Below are 19,066 nucleotides of genomic sequence, written 5' to 3' on the forward strand. Positions count from 1 at the left end.
GCGGCGGCAGTGCCTTATCCAGCCAAGAGGAGAGCATGCGATGAACGATCCGCAAGTCCCCGCCCATCTCGAATATGCGTTCGAGATGCGGGTGAATTTCCGCCCCGAACGCTGCACTGTCGGCCCGCTGCCGGGTGGCGGCTATCAGGGCTACACGCCCTGCGCTAGCGGCACGATCTACGGCCCGCGCCTGTCCGGCATCATCATCCCGGACAGCGGTGCCGATTACGCCACCGTGCGGGGCGACGGCACCATCGTCATCAAGTCGCACTATATGCTGCAGGCCGATGACGGCACCAAGATTTACATCAACAACAATGGCTATCTCATCCCGGCCAAGCCGGGCGAGGCGCGACTGGATGACGGCACGCCGCAACCGGCCTATTTCTGCTTCTCGCCCACATTCGTGGTGCCCGAGGGCCCGCATGACTGGATGGGCAAAACGCTGATCATCGGCACCGGCAGCCGCCGGTCCAATCCCGATCACTCCATCTTCACATATTATGCGGTGAAGCAGACACTCGACTGAGCATTTGACTAAACAAGCGAAAACGCCGCCGCTGGAGCCCTCAGGCCCCGGCGGCGGCGTTTTTCATGCCGGTCAGATTATCCGATCAGGCCGCGTCACCCGCCTGGCGCTTTTCCGCACCGAAGACGCGGACGGGGTCCTTACGGCCCTCCACCACATCCTTGTCCACCACGACTTCGGTCACGCCTTCCATCGTCGGCAGATCGAACATGGTGTCGAGCAGGATCGCCTCGATGATCGACCGCAGACCACGCGCGCCGGTCTTGCGCTCGATGGCGCGCTGAGCAATCGCCGTCAGCGCTTCGTCCGTGAACGTCAGCTCCACGTCTTCCAGCTCGAACAGCTTGCGATACTGCTTCACCAGCGCGTTCTTGGGCTCGGTGAGGATCTGCACCAGCGCGGCGATGTCGAGATCTTCCAGCGTCGCGATGACCGGCAGACGACCGACAAACTCGGGGATAAGGCCGAATTTGAGCAGATCTTCCGGCTCGGTCTGCTTCAGCAGCTGACCGGTACGCCGTTCATCCGGTGCCGCGACATGCGCGCCGAAGCCGATCGACTTGCCCTCAAGCCGGTCGCCGATGATCTTTTCCAGCCCCGCAAAGGCACCGCCCGCGATGAACAGGATGTTCGTCGTGTCCACCTGCAGGAATTCCTGCTGCGGATGCTTGCGGCCGCCCTGCGGCGGCACCGACGCGGTCGTGCCTTCCATCAGCTTGAGCAGCGCCTGCTGCACGCCCTCGCCCGACACGTCGCGGGTGATGGAGGGATTCTCCGCCTTGCGGCTGATCTTGTCGATCTCGTCGATATACACGATGCCGCGCTGCGCCTTCTCGACATTATAGTCCGACGCCTGGAGCAGCTTGAGGATGATGTTCTCGACATCCTCACCGACATAGCCGGCTTCGGTCAGCGTCGTCGCATCCGCCATGGTGAACGGCACGTCGAACGTCTTGGCCAGCGTCTGCGCGAGCAGCGTCTTACCGCAACCCGTCGGGCCGATCAGCAGGATGTTGGACTTGGCCAGCTCGACATCGCCCGCCTTGCCGCCATGCTCCAGCCGCTTGTAGTGATTGTGCACAGCCACCGAGAGCACGCGCTTGGCGCGCTGCTGGCCGATCACATAATCGCTCAGCACATCGCAAATCTGCTGGGGCGTCGGCACGCCGCCTTCCTTGCGGCCGACCAGACCACCTTTGGTCTCTTCACGAATGATATCGTTGCACAATTCGACGCATTCATCGCAGATGAACACGGTTGGGCCGGCGATGAGCTTACGCACTTCGTGCTGCGACTTTCCGCAGAACGAGCAGTAGAGCGTGCTCTTCGAATCCGATCCTGTGAGCTTTGTCATTCAATCTCTTCCTTGGTCTGGCGCCGTCTCGCGCCAATTGCCCAGATGCTCTTTCCGTCGGTCATCCTAGACCGCCTTCTTGCAGCATCACAAGTGCCGAAAATGTCGCCAAATAGCGTAAACCAGACATTGCCGGCTCAAAAGCCATAATGGAAAGAAGATGGGAGGGCTGGCCCGGCTTTGCAATGGGAGATGCTGGCCGCCCCCGGCCAGGCTGCGAACAGAGAGATTTTAGCGGCGGAAACAAGCTGGCCGCTCACTCGACCACGGCACAGCCCAAAGTCCGGCGACGATGCACGGCGCCGCCGGGATGCAAAGGCCGACCGCGTGAGCGGCCGGCCCGACCCTATCAAGCCGGCGTTTCTTCGCTGGTGCCGGGACGCTTGTCGTACACCTTGTCCACAAGGCCGAACGCGAGCGCTTCTTCCGCTTCCAGGAAGGTGTCGCGATCCATGGCGGCCTCGATCTTCTCCAGCGGCTGGCCGGTGTACTTGACGTACAGATCGTTCAGGCGACGACGGATCCGGAGGATTTCCTTGGCCTGGATCTCGATATCCGACGCCATGCCCTGCGCGCCGCCAGACGGCTGGTGGATCATGATCCGCGCGTTGCTGAGCGCAAAGCGCATGCCCGGTTCGCCGGCCGCGAGCAGGAAGCTGCCCATCGATGCGGCCTGACCGATGCACACCGTGCCGACCTTCGGGCGGATATACTGCATGGTGTCATGGATCGCCATACCGCTGGTCACCACGCCGCCCGGCGAGTTGATGTACATCCAGATGTCCTTCTTCGGATTCTCCGATTCCAGAAAGAGCAGCTGGGCGACGATCAGCGAGGCCATGTGATCCTCGACCTGGCCGGTCACGAAAATGATCCGCTCCCGCAACAGGCGCGAGTAGATATCGAAGCTGCGCTCGCCGCGATTGGACTGTTCGATAACGATAGGAACAAGTGCCCCGAGCGGATCAAAATTATCGGTCATGATTCTCTTTCTTACTGGCCGTCTGCGGCCACTACATCGGACGTTTGGGCACTGACTTCAAGATGCGCAGGGTGGGCAACGGGTGCAGACAGGTGCGTTTCGAAAAGCGCGCGCCCAGGCCCTTCGATCAGTCGCCGGCTCAGAGAGGCACAACCCATGACGAAGATCAGAAAGAGGATACTGATCGCATCGCCGATCCAGACCCCGCCGCCGATGGCTTTCCCCGCCTGCGTACCGACCACCAGATCGACACCGGCATGACGCTCGATGACCGATAACAAGTTGAGCAGGCGGTAATATAGAAAGATGTGGATAAGGTAGATCGAATAGGAGAGCGCTCCGATTTCCACGACCTTAGGCCTTTTCAAGCACTCGCTCACCACCCCTTTTTCACGCGCAAACACGAGTACCGCGATCAAAAAGAGAAAGGGTGACAGAACGGACAGCCTCCCCCCTCCCAGGCAGGATATGAAGGCAAGCAGCGCAATCACCGTCACCAGTTCCAGCCCCTGATCAGCCCAACCAGGAAGCTGCATCGCCCTGATCCGATCCATGCAGCGCCAACCGACCAGGCCGAGCGCGAAGCCCATCGCGCAGCGCAGCAGCGCGTTCTGGTACATGATCGGACTGAAATCCGGCTGGCTAAGGAGCAGCAACGGAACGGCGACCGCAACGCCGAGACAAATTGGCACCAAGTGACGCCCAGCGGTTCGCAGCACCAATGCAAAGGCCAGATAAATCCAGACTTCCGCCGCGATCGACCAGCTGGGGAAATTCCACGCTGTCGGATCGCCGCCCGGGAAAATCTGGATTAACAGCAGGGCGTCGATCAGATTCTTGGGCGATTGCAGGCCCTCAAAGGCCGGCCTGCCTAACCTATCCCCACCGAAAATGAGGAGACACAGCTCGAACAGGACGAAGCAGACCAGCATGGCAAAATGCAGTGGATAGACGCGGGCGATCCGCTTGCGCATGAAATGGCCGACGGAATAGCCGTCCACGAGTCTCTTCCCGTAGCTCGCGCCGATGACAAAGCCGGACAGCACGAAAAAGAAATCGACGAAAAGGGACGCATGCTCAACCAGCGCTGCGTTCGATATTCCTCCCTGCGTCTTCACATGCAGCAGGACCACCATGCACGCGCAAATGCCGCGCAAGCTATCAAGCACCTTATAATGGTGCCGCGATGAACCGACCCCCTCCATACCTGCCCCCCCGAGCCTGTCGGGAAAGTTTATGGACTCAATTATTCATGATCAACTGGGTTAATGAAATTTAACGCGCCATCCCCGGCGCGGTATGCGCCAGATAGGCAAGGCGCTTCATTTCCTGCCGGCCGCGCGTCACCGTATCGAGGATGAGGCCGGTAAGCAGACACAGGGCGGACAGAACGCCCATCCCCACGATGGTGATGAGGGTCGGGAAGCGGGGCACAAGCCCCGTCTCCAGATAGGTCAGGATGACCGGCACGCCCATCAGTCCGGCAACCAGCGCGATCACCAGCGCAATGAAACCGAAGAACCACAAGGGCCGCTCCACGCGATAGAGCTGGATCATCGTGCGCAGGATGCGCCAGCCGTCGCGGAAGGTGTTGAGCTTGGAGAGCGAGCCCTCCGCCCGCGCCGCATAGGCGGTCATCACCTCGCCCACCGGCATGCGCAGCTCGAGGGCGTGGACGGACATCTCCGTCTCGATCTCGAAGCCCTCCGAGAGGATCGGGAAGCTCTTGACGAACCGCCGGGAGAACACCCGATAGCCTGAGAGAATATCGGTGAAACTGCGCCCGAAAAGCTGCCTCAGCAGCCCGGTGAGCAACAGATTGCCGAGCCGGTGCCCCGGACGGTAAGCCGCCTCTACCTCAGACTTGCGGGCGCCGACGACCATGTCGAGCGGCCCGCCCAGCATCGCGCTGACCAGCGCCGGCGCCGCGCTCGCATCATAGGTCGCATCGCCATCGGCAAGCACGTAGATGTCCGCATCCACGTCCGCGAACATCCGCCGCACGACATGGCCCTTCCCCTGCTGCCGCACGCTGTAGACGATCGCCCCGGCGGCGCGCGCGACGGCGACGCTGTCATCGGAACTGTTATTGTCGAACACGTAGATGGCCGCCTGCGGCAAGGCCTGCGCGAACGCGGTGACGGTCTGCCCGATGGCGACCGCCTCGTTATAACAAGGCAGCAGGACGGCGATGCGCACGCCTGTCATCGGGCTGGACGGGTCTGGATGCATGGGACTGCGGGCTTATGGCAACAGATCGCATGGTTGCAATGGTCTTTTGCGACCCCAGCGCCCGGCGGCACCTGCTGCACGAGCCCGCCGCCATGCATCCAAAGAAAAAGCGAGCCGGAACGGCATCCCGCTCCGGCTCGCTTCTGATCAGTTCATGCGATCTGCAGTGAGGCCTCAGGCCTCGGCAGTCTTGGCCTTTTTGGCAGCGGGCTTCTTGGCCGGCTTCTCTGCCGCGTCGCCCTCGTCAGCCTTGGCAGCCGCGGCCTTCTTGGCCGGAGCCTTCTTGGCAGGCGCCTTGGCCTCTTCAGCCGGAGCGGCCTCTGCCTCGACATCAGCCTTCTTGGCAGCCGGCTTCTTGGCGGCAGCCTTCTTGGCCGGCTTGGCGTCGTGGCTGTGATCGTGGCCGCAATCCGGTCCGTGGACGTGACCGCCCTCTTCGCTCTCGATCGCCGCCTCCAGATCGGCGCGCGCAACGGTACGCTCGCTCACATCGGCCTTCTCGAAGAGATAATCGACGACCTTGTCCTCATAGAGCGGGGCACGCAGCTGCGCGGCTGCCATCGGCTCGTTGCGGACATATTCGACGAACCGCTCGCGGTCCTGCGGGGCGTACTGCTGCGCGGCCTGAGCAACGAGGCGGTTCATTTCCGCCTGCGTGATCTCCACGCCATTGGCCTGGCCGATTTCCGAGAGGAGCAGGCCCAGACGGACGCGACGCTCGGCGATCTTGCGATAATCGTCGCGGTCGGCTTCCATTTCCTTGAGCGCCGCCTCGGGATCTTCCTCGTGACCGGCTTCATGCTCAAGCTGCTGCCAGATCTGGCCGAACTCGGCCTCGACCATGCCCGGGGGCACCTCGAAATCATGGCCGGCAGCCAGCTGATCGAGCAACTGGCGCTTCATGTAGGTGCGCGTCAGATTGCCGTGCTCCTGCTCGATCTGCGCCTTGAACAGCTCGCGCAGCTTCTCGAGGCTCTCGAGACCGAGCTGCTTGGCAAATTCGTCGTCAGCGGGCTTCTCGACGGGGTTCTTGACCGCCTTGATGACGAGATCGAACGTCGCATCCTTGCCGGCCAGCTCCTTGGAGCCATATTCGGCGGGGAAGGTCACGTTGATGGTCTTCTCGTCGCCGGTCTTCACGCCAACCAGCTGATCCTCGAAGCCGGGGATCAGATTGCCCGAGCCGATGGCGATCGCCATGTCCGAACCGGTGCCGCCCTCGAACGCCACGCCGTCGACCTTGCCGACGAAATCCATGACGACCTGGTCGCCTTCCTTCGCCTTGGCGGTCTTGGGGGCGTCCTCATAACGCTGGCTCTGCGCGGCGAGACGGCCAACCGCCTCGTCGATCTGCTCGTCGGTCACATCGACGACGAGCCGCTCTAGCTTGATGCCCTCGATCTTGGGCGCGGGAACCTCCGGCAGGATTTCCAGAGCGACCTTGACCTCGGCATCCTTGCCGTCCTCATAATCGGCGGTCAGCTCGACGCTCGGCTGCATCGCGGGACGCAGCTTGTTCTCGGCGATGACCTTCTCGACGCCCTCACGGATGGACTTGTCCAGCGCCTCGCGCTGCAGGGCCGGGCCGTGCATCTTGCGGACGAGGTTGGCAGGCACCTTGCCGGGCCGGAAACCGGGCATCCGCACCTGCGGCGCAATCGACTTCACTTCCTCTTCGACGCGGGCGTCGATGTCCTTGGCCGTGACGGTCAGCGTATAGGCGCGCTTGAGGCCCTCATTCAATGTCTCGACAATCTGCATATCTCTAACTCGACGCTTTCCAGGCTAGGATGAAATCTTTTGGAACGACCGGGGCCAGGCTGCGCAACTGGTGCGGGCGAAGGGACTCGAACCCCCACATCTTGCGATACCAGAACCTAAATCTGGCGCGTCTACCAGTTTCGCCACGCCCGCATCGGTCGCCGGTCGGCGGGCCATAGTGCAAAGCCTGGGAAAGGGCAAGGCTGTGCGCGCCTTGCCGTGTCGATCCGGAACGATCCCTCACCCCGCCCGTTGAAAAGAGCAACGAAAGGACGCAAAGCCATGGCCAGCCAGCCGGAAATTCCGCCCCCCGATACCATCACCCCGCAGTCACCTGACGAGCTTCCGCCCATGGAATCGCCGGACGAGACGCCGTTTCGCGAACCGCCGGAAATCGCGCCGGAAACGCCCAATATCGATGAACCCGGCCGCGGCCCCGACGAACTGCCGTCCATCGCGCCGCCGCCAGACTGATCTGAGCTACTGATCTCAGCTTCCCGGCCCACCTCGTGGAGGCGCGGCCGGGATGCGATCAGGCCAATGCCTTCTTGATCAACTCGTTGACCATCTGCGGATTGGCCTTGCCCTGCATGGCCTTCATCGTCTGACCGACGAAGAAGCCGAACAAAGCTTCCTTTCCACCCTTGTACTGCTCGACCTTGTCCGCATTGTCGGCGAGAATCTTCGCAACGACCGCCTCGATCGCGCCGGTATCCGTGGTCTGCTTGAGGCCGCGCTTCTCGACAATCTCGGCAGGCGCTTCGCCGGTCTCCAGCATGATCTCGAACACCTGCTTGGCGATGCTGCCCGAAATCGTGCCATCGGCCACCAGTGCAAGCAATTCCGCGCCGCGCTCGGGGTTGACCGGGCTGTCCTCAAGCGTCTTGCCGAGGCGATTGAGCGCACCGTAAAGCTCCGAGAGCAGCCAGTTGGCGCTGGCCTTGGCCACCTCACCTTCGCTCTTCTTCTGGATGCGCGCGCTTTCCGCGAGCAGAGCCTCGAACCAGCGGGCCGTTTCCGCCTCGGCGGTCAGCACGCGGGCGTTGTAATCGGAGAGCCCCAGCACCTCGACATAGCGGGTGCGTTTGGCATCCGGCAGTTCGGGCAGCGAGTGCAGGCAATCCTCGATGAAGCTGTCCTCCAGCACCAGCGGCAGCAGGTCCGGGTCCGGGAAGTAGCGATAATCATGCGCGTCTTCCTTGGAGCGCATCGAGCGCGTTGTGCCGGTATCCGGGTTGAACAGCCGCGTTTCCTGCACGATCCGTCCACCGCCCTCGATCACATCGACCTGGCGCTGGGCTTCATATTCGATGGCCTGCATGACGAAGCGCACGGAATTGACGTTCTTCGTCTCGGTCCGCGTCCCGAATTCCTCGCCGGGCTTGCGCACGGAGACGTTCACGTCCGCGCGCATGGAGCCTTCCTCCATATTGCCATCGCACGAGCCGACATAGCGCAGGATCGCGCGCAGCTTGCGCAGATAGGCCCCGGCCTCGGCAGGCGAGCGCATGTCCGGGCGGCTGACGATTTCCATCAGCGCCACGCCCGAGCGATTGAGATCGACATAGGAGCGGGTCGGGTGCTGATCGTGCATCAGCTTGCCGGCATCCTGCTCCACATGGATGCGCTCGATCCCGATGGCCTTGTCGGCGGGAATGCCGGCCTTCTCATCGGCTTCGATCGTCAGCGAACCTTCACCCACAAGCGGATGATAAAGCTGGGAAATCTGGTAACCCTGCGGCAAGTCCGCGTAGAAATAGTTTTTGCGGTCGAACCGGCTCCACTTGTTGATCTGCGCATTGATCGCAAGGCCGGTGCGGACCGCCTGACGGATGCACTCGCGATTGGGCACCGGCAGCATGCCGGGCATCGAGGCATCGACAAGGCTCACCTGCGTGTTCGGCTCCGCGCCGAAGGCCGTCGCCGCGCCGGAAAACAGCTTGGCCTGGCTCACCACCTGCGCGTGAACCTCGAGGCCGATCACGACCTCCCAGTCCCCGGTGGCGCCACGAATGCGATAGCTCGTCTCAGTCATTCTTCAGTCCTTACAGTATTCCCGCGAAGGCAGGAATCCAGGGGAGTGCAGCCCTTGGCTGCCCTGGGCTCCTGCCTGCGCAGGAGCACGAAACATCTACCACCACGCCTCAGGCCGGGCGGTGAAGCCCGCCCGTTGCTCAATGGCGAAACCCGCGTTCAGCACCGCTTGCTCATCGAAGGCCGGACCGATGATCTGCAGGCCGAGCGGCAGCCCGTCCTTGCTGAGCCCGCCGGGCACGGACATGGCGGGGAGACCCGCCAGCGAGGCCGGCACCGCGAACACGTCGTTCAGATACATTTTCAGCGGATCGTCGACATTCTCACCGAGGCCGAAGGCCGCGCTGGGCGCGGTGGGTGCGAGGATGACGTCGCATGCCTCGAAAGCCTTGGCGAAATCCTGCGCGATCAGCGCCCGCACCTTCTGCGCCTGGGTGTAATAGGCATCGTAGAAGCCCGCCGAGAGCACATAGGTGCCGATGATGATGCGGCGCTTGACCTCCGGGCCGAAGCCGGCGGCGCGCGTCGCAGCATACATATCCTGCAGGTTCGCGCCATCGGGCAGATCACGCAGGCCGTAGCGCACGCCGTCATAGCGCGCGAGATTGGACGAGGCTTCCGCCGGGGCGATGATGTAATAAGCCGGCAGGGCATATTTGCTGTGCGGCAGCGAGACCTCGACGATCTCGGCGCCGGCATCCTTCAGCCAGGCAATGCCATCGTCCCACACCCGCGCGACATCGGCATCGAGACCCTCGACGCGATATTCCTTGGGAATGCCGATGCGCTTGCCCTTGAGATCGCTGGATAATCCAGCTTCCCACTGCGGCACCGGCAGGTTGAGCGAGGTCGAATCCTTCGCGTCAAAGCCCGCCATATTCTCCAGCAGGATCGCGCAGTCGCGCACGTCCTGCGCCATCGGCCCGGCCTGATCGAGTGAGCTGGCAAAGGCGATGATGCCCCAGCGTGAGCAGCGGCCATAGGTCGGCTTGATGCCGGAAATGCCGGTGAAGGCCGCCGGCTGGCGGATCGACCCGCCGGTATCCGTACCCGTCGCCGCCGGGCAGAGCCGCGCGGCGATCGCCGCCGAGCTGCCACCCGAGGAACCGCCCGGCGCCAGCGCGGCATTGCTGCCGTCATTGCGGCGCCAGGGCGAGATCACATTGCCGAAATAGCTCGTCTCGTTGGACGATCCCATGGCGAACTGATCGAGATTGAGCTTGCCGAGCATGCCTGCGCCGGCATCCCACAGCTTCTGCGAGACGGTGGACTCATAGGTCGGCGTGAAGCCTTCCAGCATGTGGCTGGCGGCGGTCGTCTGCACGCCCTCGGTGCAGAACAGGTCCTTCATGCCGATGGGCACGCCGGAAAGCGGCTTGAGCGTGCCGGCGGCGCGGTCCTTGTCCGCCTGATCGGCAGCAGCCAGCGCATGCTCGGGCGTCTCGACGATGAAAGCGTTGAGCGCCTTGGCGGCGGCGACATTGGCGTTGAAGGCCTCGGCGACTTCCCGCGCGGAGAAGTCACCAGCACGGAAGCCATCGCGGATCTGCGCGACAGTGAGGTTGGTCAGATCGGTCACGATCCCGCTCCGTTCGCCCTGAGCTTGTCGAAGGGCTGCTTGTTGAGTCTCTCGTTTCTGGATCCCGGATCGGTCGCCGCTACGCGGCTGTCCGGGATGATCGAATGATGCCGTCCCGTCATCATTCGATCACCTTAGGCACGGCGAAAAAGCCATGTTCGGCCTGAGGCGCATTGGCCAGCACCTTGTCGCGGACATTGCCATCGGTCACGGCGTCCTCGCGCAGGCGCAGCGTGTTGGGGATGACGGCGGTCATCGGCTCGACGCCGGTCACGTCCACTTCGCCCAGCTGCTCCACCCAGTGGAGAATGCCGTTGAGTTCGGGCACCAACGCCTGCGCTTCATCCTCGCTGACAGCGAGGCGCGCGAGGCTGGCGATCTTTTTTACGGTTGTCAGGTCTACGCTCATGGGAGCGCGCGCTAGCACTGGCTCTGGCGGTCATCAAGGCGCTTCCGCCGTTTCGGCCCCATTGGCGGCCGTTGACAGCGGTTCGCCGACCGGTTCGCCACCGATGTAGAGCTGTCGCGCCATCACCGGGCGGAGGTCAACGGCGCCGGCGCGGATCTGCGCGACCAGCCGGCGAGCGGCATCGCCTTGGGCAAGATAGCGGCTCTCATTGGTCCATTGGCCATTCTCCTGCCGGATGAGGCGCACGGTTGGGGCACAATCGCCGCATTCCGGAGCGGGCAGCTTCACAACAATCGCCAGATCCTCGCCGGGCACATAGTGCAGCAGGCACGGGCCGGTCTCCTCGCAGGCATCATATTGCACCAGCCGCTTGCGCAGTGCTGCCGGCAATTCGACCGGGATGGGCAGGATCGTCAGCCGCTCGTCCAGCAATTCGCCACTGCGCGCGGCGACGACCATAGGCGGCACGGCCCAGCGGTCGGTCAGCTTCATCGTCTCGGCGGCATGACGGCGGATCGTCGCGTCCGCCGAGCCGCTCGCCAGCCGTCGAATCGCAGCCCGCCCCTCCGGCCCGAAATCGAACCACAAGGCACGGTAATCGAACTTGTCCGGCGCCACCTGCCCGCCCGCGAGGCGCTGGAGCTGGTGCGCAGTCGCGATCCGCTCGAAGCCGAAGATCGGCGTGGAGAGCAGCAGCGCGATGCCGGCGATCACGAATACGAGCATGCGATTGGTCCGCCGCAGCCGGGCGAACCAGCCGCGTGCGCCGAGGATGGCGACGGCATAGGCAATGGCGGTGATGCTCGCCACGATCAGAAAGGCCAGCGCCCACAGCCGCTCGGGCGTCAGGCCATGTTGATGGATGCGCAGGCCCGAGGAGAAGACTGCAATACCCACCATCGGGAGCAGGAAGAGGCCGAGCGCCGCCGCGCTGGCACCCAGCAAGACTGAGCGGGTTTCCTCAACCGCCGTATCGCCCACCACGGCATTGGCGAGAAACAGCGCCAGCACCGCTCCGGCCAGCATGATCGGCGTCGTGCCGCCCGTCGCCCAGAGCGGCGCCAGGCCGGTGACAGGCAAGGCCGCCAGGAAGATGCCGATCGCCAGCGCCACCACCGGCGCCAGCACGCGCAGCACCAGCATGGCGACGCGCTGCAGGGCGGCGATGATCGCCCCGCGATCCTGCAACAGCCCAAGCGCCGCGCCGAACGCGGCGCCGCACAGCATGGCGACCACAACAGACTCGCGCAAGGCATCGCGGAGGAACGGGAGCTTCACCAGCATGAACATCTGCGCCAGCAAATGGGCGATGCCGAAGCTGAGCAGCATGAACAGCGCGCTTGCGCCGATCAGCAGCGCATTCGTCCACAAATGGCCGTGAACATCCTCATAATGGATGGCCTGGCGCGACCAGGCCCGTACGGCGCGCGGCAACACACCGGCCGGCGCGGAGGGCGCGCCGCCGGCCAGACTGCGATCCTGCGCTGCCTGAAACAGCACCAGCAGCGCAGCCGCGGCGATGGCGCCGCAGACGAGATGCCAGAGATCGACGCTCGATCCATGGCCGGGCACCCCGTTCCACAGAAAGACGCCGCCGCCGAGGAGGCCGCAGATCAGCGCCACGACAAGAGCCGCGACCGGTCGCCGCCGGCGCCAACCGAGGCCAAAGGCGAGAGCGGCGGTCGAAAGGAACATGGGCAGCGCGGCGATCACCCGCCGCAGAAACTCGGGCTCGATGGGCGCGGGATCGGAAAACCGGTCGATCGCCAGACCGACAAGCGCGCCGAGCACACACAGCACCCAAGTGCGCAGCGGCCATACCGTCTGCGCCGTCGATGCGTTGCTGGCCATCATCCTGCTCCCCGCCGCGTCCGTTCCTGAACGCGTCCGACCTATCACGATCCGCTCGCAAGGCAAATTGGACCTTCGCCTGTTGGACCTTCGCCTGCTGCCTTCGCTTGCCTCGCGGAACCCAAGCGGGCATGAGCCATGCCACTGCCCAGCTTGCCACAGAGATGGAGTCGTGCCCCTTTGGCCCGGAAGTTCCTGTATGTCGTCGCGTTTTTCACAGCCCTGGCGATCGCGGGAATGATCGCCTTCTCCTTCTTCGGCCCCCGGCTGATGCAGAGCGCACTGGTGCCGCATGTCGGGTTCAGCGAACCGCCTGCCCTGCCCGCGAATTTCTATTCAGGTGGCGATGGATGGATCAGCCGGCCGGACGGGCGCCGCGACGATCCCGCTCGCTGGCAACCGGCCAAGAAGCTTGCCGAGGCGGCGCCAGCGCAGAAAGCGGCGATCTTCTTCGTCCACCCCACCAGCTCGTTCGAGACGCTCCACTGGAACGCCCCGATCAACGACCGCATCGCAAAGGCGCAGGCCGGGCGGTTCGTGCGCATTCAAGCCAGCGCCTTCGCGGCAGCCGGAAACATCTGGGCGCCGCGCTACCGGCAGGCCGTGTTCGGTGCCTTCCTTACCGAAAAGGCAGACGCCGCGTTGGCGCTTGAGCGAGCCTATGCGGACGTGAAGGCCGCCTTCGCACAGTTCCTCGCTGCCAATCCGCAAGGGCCGATCATTCTCGCCGCGCACAGTCAGGGCAGTCGCCACCTGCTGCGGCTGCTGCATGAGGAAGCGGGCAACAGTGCGCTCAAGGCCCGGCTGGTCGCGGCCTATGTCGTCGGCTGGCCAGTCTCCGTGGAGCATGATCTGCCCGCTCTCGGCCTGCCCGCCTGCACGGGGCCGGGCACGACCGGCTGCGTGCTGAGCTGGCAGAGCTTTGCCGCGCCCGCAGACACCTCCGCGGTGGAAGCAACGTTCGACCGCGAGCGTGGATTGGACGGCCAATCGCGCGCCGGGTCGGCCATGCTGTGCACCAATCCGCTCAATGGCGGCGCGGCGCCCGATGCGCCGGGCGATGCGAATCTGGGCGTGCTGCGCGGTGATGGCGAGGCGGCGTCGACCGTGCTGCTCACGCCCGGCGAGATCGGCGCGCGCTGCGCCGGCCGTGGCTTCCTGATGCTGGACAGCGCGCCCAAGCTCGGCACCTTCGTGCTCCCGGGCAATAATTACCACGTTTATGACTATCCCCTGTTCTGGGCGAACATTCGTGCCGATGCGCTTGGCCGATTGGCGGCGTGGCAGCGCTGATGGTCGGGGAAACGCTGATTACGCTCGACAAGGCGTCCTTCGCGCAGGCGCTACCGGCTGGCGGACGCCTGCTCGGCATGGACCTTGGCACCCAGACCATCGGCCTTGCCCTGTGCGATGCCGGCTGGAGCATCGCCAGCCCCGCCCATACGCACAAGCGCGGCAAGTTCAGCAAGGACCGGGACGTGCTCGCCCAGTTCATCGCCCAGCAGTCGGTCAAGGGACTCGTCATCGGCCTGCCGCTCAATATGGATGGCAGCGAGAGCCCGCGCAGCCAGGCTGCACGCGCCTTTGCCCGCAACATCGCCGTACTCGGCCTGCCCGTGCTGCTGTGGGACGAGCGCTGGTCGACCGTCGCTGCCGAGCGGGCGATGATCGCGCAGGACATGAGCCGGGCCAAGCGCGCTGAAAAGATCGACGCCCACGCCGCCGCCCTCATCCTGCAGGGGGCCATTGACGGCCTGACGATGGGCTGACCTGCGCATGACGGAAACGCACATCATCTGGGGCTGGCTGGTGCTGATCAACCTCATCACCCTCGCCGCCTTCCGCCATGACAAGCAGCGCGCCATTGCCGGGGGACCGCGCATGCGCGAGCGCGATCTGCTGACCCTGGCGGCGATCGGCGGGACGATTGGCGCCTGGCTCGCCATGCGGCTCTTCCGGCACAAGACCCGCAAGCGGGACTTCTCCCGCGCGCTGTTCCTCATCGCCGCCGCGCAGTGCGCGCTGATCATCCTGCTCGATCTCAACGTCTGGACGCCGTCCGCCTGATACATCAGCGCTTGAGTCCGCCCCGCCGCTCCACTAACGAGGCGCTTTAATGACAATATCGCCCTCTCCCGCCACCGGCCTCATCGGCCGGGACAATTTTCCGCACCGGCATCTGGTGGGAATCGCCAATCTGGCGCCGCATGAAATCCGCTTCTTACTGGATGAAGCCGAGCAATGGGCCTCGCTCAACCGTGCCGGCAGCCGCAAGCATGACGGGCGCCTCGCCGGCCTCACGCAGATGAACGCCTTTTTCGAGAACAGCACGCGCACGCTGCTCTCCTTCGAGGTGGCGGGCAAGCGGCTGGGGGCGGACGTGGTGAACATGCACGCCGCCCAATCGAGCGTGAAAAAGGGCGAGACGCTGATCGACACCGCCGTGACGCTCAACTCGATGCGCGCCGACGTGATGGTGATCCGCCATATGAGTTCGGGCGCCGTGCAGTTGATCGCCGACATGGTGGATTGCCCCGTGCTCAATGCCGGCGATGGCCGCCACGAGCACCCGACGCAGGCGCTGCTCGACGCACTGACCATAAGGCGGCGCAAGGGCAGCTTCGAGGGGCTGATCGTCACCATCTGCGGCGATATTCTCCACAGCCGCGTCGCCCGCTCCAACATGCTCTGCCTCACGGCTTTGGGCGCGCAGGTGCGTGTCTGCGCGCCGCCGACGCTGATGCCCCCGGCGGTGGAGCGCTATCGGGTCACGCCGTTCCATGATTTCAACGCCGCACTGGAGGGCGCGGATGTGGTGATGATGCTGCGCATTCAGAATGAGCGGATGGACGGGGCCTTCATCCCCTCGGCCCGCGAATTTCACGCGCTCTATGGCCTCACGCCCGAGCGGCTGAAGCGCGCCAAGCCAGACGCGATCATCATGCACCCCGGCCCGATGAACCGGGGCGTGGAAATCGTCAGCAGCGTAGCGGACGATCCGGATCGCTCGGCGATCACCGAGCAGGTCGAGATGGGGGTCGCTATGCGCATGGCCTGCCTCGATGTCCTCACCCGCACAGCCCGGGGAGTCGAAGGATGGGCCTGACCGCTATCGTCAACGCACGCCTGTGCGATCCGACCGCCAGCGCCCTCTCCGAAGGCACGCTGCTCGTTGAAGGCGCGGCAATCGCTGCTGTTGACGCCACAAAGGTGCCGGATGGCGCCGAAATCGTCGATGCCAAGGGCATGATCCTCGCGCCGGGCATCATCGATCTGGGCGTGTTCCGCACCGACAAGCCGGCCTTCCACTTCGCCGGCATCACCCGCGCCGCGCTGATGCCGGACCAGTCGCCCGTTCTCGACGAACCGGGGCTGATCCAGCACGCCGCTCGGGCCGGCAAGCCGGACTTCTGGGTGCATCCGCTCGGCGCCGCGACGCGCGGCCTGGAGGGGCGCGAACTGGCGGAAATGGCGCTGATGAAGTCCGCTGGCGCCCGCGCCATCGCGACCGGCCGGCGCTGGATTGCCGACTCGGGCGTGATGCTGCGCGTGCTGCACTATGCTGCCGCGCTCGACCTGGTGGTCATTACCCATGCTGAGGATGGCGGGCTGACGGCCAATGCCGTGGCGACGGATGGCGAAACGGCCTCGCGCCTCGGCCTGCCCAGTGCCCCGGCCAGTGCCGAAGCGATGGCTATCGCGCGGGACATCGCGCTGGCGCGGGAGACGGGCGCACGCCTGCATGTCCGCCTCGTCACCACTGCGGCGGGCTTTGCCCTCATTCGCGCGGCCAAGGCCGAAGGGTTGAAGGTGACCTGCGGCACCAGCCCCTCCTACCTCTTCCTCAACGATGCGGCAGTGAGCGATTTCCGCACCTTCGCACGCCTCTCCCCGCCTCTGCGCGATGAGCGGGACCGGCTTGCCACGATCGAGGCGGTCGCGGATGGCACCGTCGACGTGCTATGCTCGGGCCACGATCCGCGCGGCCCGGAAGACAAGCGCCTGCCCTTTGCGGACGCCCTGCCCGGCATCGCCGGCGCCGAGACGCTGCTGCCGCTTGCCCTCAATCTGGTGCGTGAAGGCAAGATCACTGAGACGCGGATGATGGCCCTGCTCGCGGCCAATCCCGCCGCAATCCTCGGCCTCGACGCGGGACGGCTGGCGCCGGGCGCGCCGGCGGACCTCATCCTCATCGCACCTGACACACCCTGGATCGTCGATTCGGCCAAAATGGCAGCCGCGGCCGGCAATACGCCGTTCGACAAGCTGCCGGTTCAGGGCCGGGCGCGGATGATCATGAAAGGCGGCGTGATCCGCTGAGCGGATCGCCCACCGGCCCCATCACCGCGATGCGAATTGCGACCCGCCGGCCGAGGCGCCAGCGCGCGCCATGCGCGATGCATTGCTGTCATCGCGGCGCACGTAACAGGCCTGCCCTTCGCCGCGCAGAGTCTGGCAGAGCGAGCCGGCAGCGCCCCGGCTCGCAAAGCCACCCACCGCCACGCGATGGAAGGTGCGTCCATTGACGCTCGCGGCGGTGACGATCTCGCGATAGCCAGCCAGACGCGGGTTGCGGCGCATATCCTGCCATTTCACCCGCGCCATCGTTGCGCTGTCGAAGGCGCCGAGTTGGATCACCCAGTCGCCCGAAGCGCGACCTGGCCTGGCCGACAGGACCGGCACCGCGCGAGAGGCGGCGGCAATCTTCACTCCCAACGACGGGCTGGATGCAGCAGGCGCAACGGCCATCTGAGCGATGCTCGGCGCCCTTGGCGCTGGCTGCAGAACCAGCAAAGGCGCTGCTGAGAGAATTTCGGCGGACGGCGCGCTAATGGTCGCGTTCGCCGAGGACGCGGCGGGAGGATTGGCTTTGGGCGGGGCAGCCGGGTCTAAGGACCGGCTCGAAGGCGGGATCGCGACCGATTGAACGGCGGGTACTGTGTGCTCAGCATCGGCCGCTGCCGCAGGTTCAGCCGCTTCAGCCACCTTCGCTGACGACGGGACGACAGCCTTTGGCGGTGCTAGTTCCGCAACGGCGGGAAGCTCGAAGCTGCGCAGCGCGAGGCGAGACGGCATCCCGGCATCGTCGGCACGGGGCGCAACCCCAGTCAGGGCAGCCACCCGCGCGCCGGGTTCAGCCTGCGCCACGGCCTGAGACCAGCGCCCGATGCGCTGCTCGGCCTCTTTGGCGGACAGATCCTGCCCGGCGATCAGCCGTGCCTGCCCCCAGGCGCCACCCAGCGCCAAGGCAAAGGCGAGGTTCTGCCGTGTCTGTGCCGAGGCGTCAGGTTGGCGCGCGGCGTAAACGAGCGCGCGCACGCCTTCCTGCACGTCGCCAGCCATGGCCATGGCGAGACCATAGTCCGAGGCGGGCAGCGTGGCAGCGTTGTCGGCGAGCAAAGCCTGGGCCGTGCTGTCATTGCCCAGCGCGGTCTCGCACAGGGCCAGGCTGATGATCGTGCGGACATCGCTGTTGCCCAGCGCCATGGCGTCCGTGAACGCCGCCTGCGCAGAGCGATAGCGGCCATTGGCAAGATAGGCACGGCCCAGCAAGACGCGATGGTCTGCAGTAGCCGGGTCGGCGGCGACCAGCGCCTCGGCCAGGTTGAGCGCATGGGCGAACTTGCGATCCGCGAGCGCTGACTCGATCTTGGGCGAAAGTTGCGCAACCGAGGGCGTCGCGCGCGCGCTATGGGACTGGAGACCCAGCTGTGCGCAGCCGCCCAGCGTCACGCTGGAGAGCGCCACCGTCACCAGCAGCAAAGGCATTTTTACGGAGAGCGCCATATGCCTCACGCCTCCAGGCCCGAACTGGATTCAATCTCTTCGGCGAGCGCCTGCACTTGCGCGTCGGCGGCAATCATCTGATCCAGCGCCTCGATGAGAAGCTGCTGGGCGGAGCGCTTCGAGACCGCGCTCAGCAAGCGCAGACGCAGGTGCCTCTCGCTATCGATCCGCAGCGTGAACGCGGCCTTGCGGCCGACGCCCGCCAGACTGGCCGGGCGCTTGGAAGTGACTTTCGGCGGCGTGACGCGCAGGCTGATTTGCTCGGCGAGAGCCAGCATCTGCTGCTTGGCCGGGGAGACCGGCGCCGGGTCGCTCTCAGCAGCCACGGACACATTGGCGTTGATGGGCACCGCAGCGTCCGTCCCGGTGGCCAGCGCTGGCATGTGGGGGACAGCGCCCTCCCCCATGTCATTCCAGCCAAGGTCATCATGGAGGGTCGGGGCGGTCGAGAGACCCGGCAGCGCCGGGCGACGCATGGCCGGGCGCGCAGTGCCCCGCCGCGCGAGCAGGCTCGCCGTCAGCGATGCCGCAGGGCGCGGCTCGGTCAT

18 protein-coding genes and 1 tRNA gene are annotated in these 19,066 nt (G+C 65.1%); 7 read left to right on the forward strand and 12 right to left on the reverse strand.

Annotation, left to right across the window (positions count from 1 at the left end; all coding sequences use genetic code 11):
- The first annotated feature begins 40 nt into the window (after positions 1-40).
- A complete protein-coding gene (locus M2334_RS10510) occupies positions 41-529 on the forward strand; it encodes a DUF3237 domain-containing protein (protein WP_264605368.1) in 489 nt (162 codons plus the stop codon).
- 85 nt (positions 530-614) lie between these two features.
- Here M2334_RS10510 and clpX read toward each other — a convergent pair whose 3' ends face one another.
- The 6 genes from clpX to M2334_RS10540 all read right to left on the reverse strand — a co-directional run bounded on the left by clpX (position 615) and on the right by M2334_RS10540 (position 7,011).
- The gene (gene clpX, locus M2334_RS10515) at positions 615-1,883 is read right to left on the reverse strand and encodes an ATP-dependent Clp protease ATP-binding subunit ClpX (RefSeq protein WP_181559306.1); all 1,269 of its coding nucleotides are present in this window, start codon (positions 1,881-1,883) and stop codon (positions 615-617) included.
- Positions 1,884-2,232: 349 nt separating this feature from the next.
- Positions 2,233-2,865 (reverse strand): ATP-dependent Clp endopeptidase proteolytic subunit ClpP, encoded by a 633-nt coding sequence (clpP, locus tag M2334_RS10520; protein WP_181559305.1) that lies wholly within the window; start codon positions 2,863-2,865, stop codon positions 2,233-2,235.
- 11 nt (positions 2,866-2,876) lie between these two features.
- Positions 2,877-4,070: an acyltransferase family protein gene (locus M2334_RS10525; RefSeq protein WP_264605369.1), complete on the reverse strand. Its 1,194-nt coding sequence runs from the start codon at positions 4,068-4,070 to the stop codon at positions 2,877-2,879.
- Between the two features lie 70 nt (positions 4,071-4,140).
- Positions 4,141-5,073, reverse strand: a complete 933-nt coding sequence (locus M2334_RS10530) for a glycosyltransferase family 2 protein (protein WP_264605370.1) — start codon at positions 5,071-5,073, stop codon at positions 4,141-4,143.
- A 198-nt stretch (positions 5,074-5,271) separates the two neighbouring features.
- Positions 5,272-6,858: a trigger factor gene (tig, locus tag M2334_RS10535; RefSeq protein WP_264605371.1), complete on the reverse strand. Its 1,587-nt coding sequence runs from the start codon at positions 6,856-6,858 to the stop codon at positions 5,272-5,274.
- A 68-nt stretch (positions 6,859-6,926) separates the two neighbouring features.
- Positions 6,927-7,011, reverse strand: a tRNA-Leu gene (locus M2334_RS10540).
- 129 nt (positions 7,012-7,140) lie between these two features.
- Between M2334_RS10540 and M2334_RS10545 the strand changes: the two genes are divergently transcribed.
- On the forward strand, positions 7,141-7,332 hold the full coding sequence (locus M2334_RS10545) for a hypothetical protein (protein WP_181559302.1): 192 nt from the start codon (positions 7,141-7,143) through the stop codon (positions 7,330-7,332).
- A gap of 58 nt (positions 7,333-7,390) precedes the next feature.
- Here the strand turns inward: M2334_RS10545 and gatB are convergent, their stop codons facing one another.
- The 4 genes from gatB to M2334_RS10565 all read right to left on the reverse strand — a co-directional run bounded on the left by gatB (position 7,391) and on the right by M2334_RS10565 (position 12,731).
- A complete protein-coding gene (gene gatB / locus M2334_RS10550; RefSeq protein ID WP_264605372.1) occupies positions 7,391-8,893 on the reverse strand; it encodes an Asp-tRNA(Asn)/Glu-tRNA(Gln) amidotransferase subunit GatB in 1,503 nt (500 codons plus the stop codon).
- A gap of 96 nt (positions 8,894-8,989) precedes the next feature.
- Complete coding sequence (gatA, locus tag M2334_RS10555) at positions 8,990-10,471, reverse strand: Asp-tRNA(Asn)/Glu-tRNA(Gln) amidotransferase subunit GatA (protein ID WP_264605373.1); 1,482 nt, start codon at positions 10,469-10,471, stop codon at positions 8,990-8,992.
- A 121-nt stretch (positions 10,472-10,592) separates the two neighbouring features.
- On the reverse strand, positions 10,593-10,880 hold the full coding sequence (gene gatC, locus M2334_RS10560) for an Asp-tRNA(Asn)/Glu-tRNA(Gln) amidotransferase subunit GatC (RefSeq protein ID WP_264572525.1): 288 nt from the start codon (positions 10,878-10,880) through the stop codon (positions 10,593-10,595).
- 33 nt (positions 10,881-10,913) lie between these two features.
- Positions 10,914-12,731, reverse strand: coding sequence for a DUF4153 domain-containing protein (locus M2334_RS10565; RefSeq protein ID WP_264605374.1), 1,818 nt, complete (start codon positions 12,729-12,731; stop codon positions 10,914-10,916).
- A 180-nt stretch (positions 12,732-12,911) separates the two neighbouring features.
- Here M2334_RS10565 and M2334_RS10570 point away from each other — a divergent pair, with 180 nt between their 5' ends.
- The 5 genes from M2334_RS10570 to M2334_RS10590 are packed head-to-tail and all read left to right on the forward strand — an operon-like array spanning position 12,912 to position 17,051.
- Complete coding sequence (locus M2334_RS10570) at positions 12,912-14,024, forward strand: DUF3089 domain-containing protein (protein WP_264605375.1); 1,113 nt, start codon at positions 12,912-12,914, stop codon at positions 14,022-14,024.
- Positions 14,024-14,500, forward strand: a complete 477-nt coding sequence (ruvX, locus tag M2334_RS10575; protein WP_181561379.1) for a Holliday junction resolvase RuvX — start codon at positions 14,024-14,026, stop codon at positions 14,498-14,500. The genes M2334_RS10570 and ruvX overlap by 1 nt, the downstream gene beginning before the upstream one ends.
- 7 nt (positions 14,501-14,507) lie before the next feature.
- Positions 14,508-14,798: a DUF1294 domain-containing protein gene (locus tag M2334_RS10580; RefSeq protein ID WP_181559297.1), complete on the forward strand. Its 291-nt coding sequence runs from the start codon at positions 14,508-14,510 to the stop codon at positions 14,796-14,798.
- 49 nt (positions 14,799-14,847) lie between these two features.
- Positions 14,848-15,837: an aspartate carbamoyltransferase catalytic subunit gene (locus M2334_RS10585; RefSeq protein WP_264572521.1), complete on the forward strand. Its 990-nt coding sequence runs from the start codon at positions 14,848-14,850 to the stop codon at positions 15,835-15,837.
- Positions 15,828-17,051 (forward strand): dihydroorotase, encoded by a 1,224-nt coding sequence (locus M2334_RS10590; RefSeq protein WP_264605376.1) that lies wholly within the window; start codon positions 15,828-15,830, stop codon positions 17,049-17,051. The genes M2334_RS10585 and M2334_RS10590 overlap by 10 nt, the downstream gene beginning before the upstream one ends.
- A 21-nt stretch (positions 17,052-17,072) precedes the next feature.
- Here the strand turns inward: M2334_RS10590 and M2334_RS10595 are convergent, their stop codons facing one another.
- Together M2334_RS10595 and M2334_RS10600 are read right to left on the reverse strand one after the other, a co-directional pair.
- On the reverse strand, positions 17,073-18,518 hold the full coding sequence (locus M2334_RS10595; RefSeq protein ID WP_264605377.1) for an SPOR domain-containing protein: 1,446 nt from the start codon (positions 18,516-18,518) through the stop codon (positions 17,073-17,075).
- A gap of 5 nt (positions 18,519-18,523) precedes the next feature.
- Positions 18,524-19,066, reverse strand: coding sequence for a hypothetical protein (locus M2334_RS10600; protein ID WP_264605378.1), 543 nt, complete (start codon positions 19,064-19,066; stop codon positions 18,524-18,526).

This window comes from Sphingobium sp. B11D3D (assembly GCF_025961755.1).
GTDB lineage: Bacteria > Pseudomonadota > Alphaproteobacteria > Sphingomonadales > Sphingomonadaceae > Sphingobium.